The following is a 2946-nucleotide window of genomic DNA, read 5'->3' on the forward strand; positions in this document are numbered from 1 at the left end:
ATAATGTTGGCACTCTTTTTATGTAAGCATTAGAAGAGAAAATGATTAAGGTGAATTTATTGATAGGGTGTGGTAGTGGTAACAAAGTATGTCAACAAAGTGAAAGAAAGTGTCAACGAAGTATGTCAACAAAGTCAAGAAAGATGTCAACAAAGATAAGGGGAAGTGTCAACAAAGTAGAAGGAATGTCAACAAAGATTGAGTCAGTTGACAAGTTTGTTGACAGGGGTAAAGCCTTTAAAATAGAGGGTTGATGTAATTTTGTCAACAATGTCTACAATAAATTGTTTAAAAAAACTATATTCAATTATTTATGTAAAAAGCGTAAAAAGTACAATAAAATTATGGGAAATAAGAAAATGGAGAAAAGTTTGTTGACTCGTTGACAGTATATATTATTTTCTGCTTTATAAATATTTTTATTGAAAAGTGTAGTTAAAATATATGAGATTGATTAGTGGAGAATGGTATAGAAATAGAGTCTAGGTGAGAAGATAAGATGAGGTTACTGAAAGAGTGGTGTAGAGGTTAATATCTATATTGATAATTTGAGAAAAATTGAGAGGCTTTTTTGAGTAATTTTGAAAATAGTTTAGTGTGTGATAAAATAAAGATTGCGAATTAAATAAAAAATGGGGCGGTTTTTTATTTATTAGTAATTTAAAAATTAAATAAACAAAAGAAAAGGAGATTTGAATGAGTATTTTTAGAGCACAAGATCTTAGGAGTGTATCTAAGCACATTAATTCAAGTGAAAAGAATCTTGGAACACTTGATTTAACGCTTTTAAGTGTTGGATCAGTTATTGGAACTGGTGTTATGGTACTTACAGGTGTGGTTGCTGCAAAGACGGCAGGGCCTGGGGTAAGTCTTTCCTTCTTAATAGGGGGGATAGTAGCAGCATTTATTGTACTTTGCTACGGTGAACTATGTTCAAGTATACCAAGTTCAGGGGGATCGTATACATTTGCATATGTATCACTTGGAGAAATATTTGCATACATAATAGGACTCTCCATATCAGTTGCATACATTTTATCAACAGCAACAGTTGGAGCAGGATGGGCAGCATATTTTGATGGATTTTTAAGTGAACTTGGAATTCATTTACCTAAGGCATTAATTAACATACCATCAGAAGGGGGAATTATAAATTTACCAGCAATTTTTGCTATTTTAATAATAACTTTCGTTATTTCAGCAGGAACTAAGGAAAGTAAGAAAGTAAATAATCTTATTGTATTTATTAAAATAGGAGTAATTATATTATTTGTAGGGGTAAGTATTTTTTACATAAGCGGTTCAAATTTAATTCCCTTTATGCCGTATAAATTAACAGGAGTTTTTAGTGGAGCAGCAGCAGTATTTTATGCATATTGTGGGTTTGATGCAGTAGCATCAGCAGCACCGTATGTAAAGAATCCTAAAAAATCTATGACTATTGGATTAATAGCATCACTTGTTATTTGTATAATAGTATATATGTTAGTTTCAGTTACATTAACAGGGCTTACAAGTTATAAAAACTTAAATGTTGGAGATGCATTATCTTATGGATTAAATCTTATAGGAAAGCCAAAGGTTGGATTAATTGTTTCTTTAGGAAGTGTAATTGGTATATTAGCAGTTATATTTGCAAATAATTTTACAGCATCACAGATAATTTCAACAATGAGTAGAGATGGACTTCTTCCAAAAGTATTTGGAAAGAATAATAAAAAAGATGTTCCATACATTTCACTTTGGATAATTACAATATTAGAAATTATATTTGCAGGATTCTTTAATTTAAACTTCCTAGCAAGTTTTGCAAGTTTAGCATTCTTATTAGTATATGGAACTGTAGCATTTTCAGTAATAATATTTAGAAAGAGACATCCAGACTTTAAAAGCGAATTTAAAGTACCATTATATCCAGTGATACCTATTTTAGGAGTGTTAAGCTGTATATTCTTAATGGCAAACTTACCTAAAATAACATGGCTTTTATTTGGAATAATATTAATATTAATTATAATAAGTTATTTTTTATATGCAAAAAATAATTCAGAATTAAGAAAAAAAGAATAAAGGAATTTATTAAAGACTAAAAATTAGAATCATTCTATTTTTAGTCTTTAAATATGTACAAAGACTTTGAAATGAAGAAAATTATATAGAAAGTAAATGTGTTCTATTGAAATGAACATTTGTTGAAAAATTTAAATATAGGAAAATGTGTTAAGGCAAATAAAAGAATTGAGAAAAGTAGCCAAGAGAAAGTTAATAATAAAAGTAATCTAGTATATCCTGCAATAGGTAATGAATTAAAAATATAGATAATAAAAGTATTTATTAAAAAAGTAAAAATTCTTAACAAAAGTTCTATAATAAAAGTAAAGTTTGCTAAGATTAATGTGAAAGCAGAAGCTATAAGTATTAAACCAATAAAAAATAAAAATGATATCTCAGGAATATGTCCATACAGGGCAAAAGTAAAACTAATAAATGAGAAGCCAAGTATTACAGAGATTAAATTTGATGAAAAAAATGAGAAACGAGTTAATTTATTCATGGTATGTTACCTCCTATAAAGTAAGAATGAAAGTTAACTTATAAGTAAATAATAATAGTATATGAATAAAAATACAATATTAAAGAAACAATGTTTATAATATGTTAATGATTGAAAAATATATTTATATTCATTAATATATCAATAATTAACATTAAAAATTATAAAAGAGATAATTAATCGGAATAAAAGAACGTAAACAAAAAATAGAGATACTATAAGATAACGAATAAAAATTAGATTAAATATAAATAATATGAATAACAATTAAATTAAAAAGACAAGATAAATAGAAAAATTATAAAATTAAGTAAATATAAGATTAATAATGTAAAAAAAAATTCATAAATGCAAACTTTGAATACGTTTTCCTATGATTAAATATGTATAAA

At 26.5% G+C, this 2946-nt stretch carries 3 protein-coding genes; 2 read left to right on the plus strand and 1 reads right to left on the minus strand.

Annotated elements, in window-relative coordinates; genetic code table 11:
- Positions 1-41 precede the first annotated feature (41 nt).
- Positions 42-254, plus strand: a complete 213-nt coding sequence (locus ACRDDY_RS08705; protein ID WP_438564563.1) for a hypothetical protein — start codon at positions 42-44, stop codon at positions 252-254.
- A 442-nt stretch (positions 255-696) separates the two neighbouring features.
- Complete coding sequence (locus ACRDDY_RS08710) at positions 697-2070, plus strand: amino acid permease (RefSeq protein ID WP_438564564.1); 1374 nt, start codon at positions 697-699, stop codon at positions 2068-2070.
- A gap of 103 nt (positions 2071-2173) precedes the next feature.
- Here the strand turns inward: ACRDDY_RS08710 and ACRDDY_RS08715 are convergent, their stop codons facing one another.
- Positions 2174-2554 carry a hypothetical protein gene (locus ACRDDY_RS08715; protein ID WP_438564565.1) on the minus strand — a complete coding sequence of 127 codons (381 nt, stop codon included), beginning with the start codon at positions 2552-2554 and terminating at the stop codon, positions 2174-2176.
- Between the last annotated feature and the right edge of the window lie 392 nt (positions 2555-2946).

This window comes from Clostridium sp. (assembly GCF_051656525.1).
Classification (GTDB): Bacteria; Bacillota; Clostridia; order Clostridiales; family Clostridiaceae; genus Clostridium.

Coding starts and splice junctions, on each gene's coding strand:
- ACRDDY_RS08705 (WP_438564563.1), top strand. CDS start 42: ATGATTAAGGTGAATTTATTGATAGGGTGTGGTAGTGGTAACAAAGTA.
- ACRDDY_RS08710 (WP_438564564.1), top strand. CDS start 697: ATGAGTATTTTTAGAGCACAAGATCTTAGGAGTGTATCTAAGCACATT.
- ACRDDY_RS08715 (WP_438564565.1), bottom strand. CDS start 2,554: ATGAATAAATTAACTCGTTTCTCATTTTTTTCATCAAATTTAATCTCT.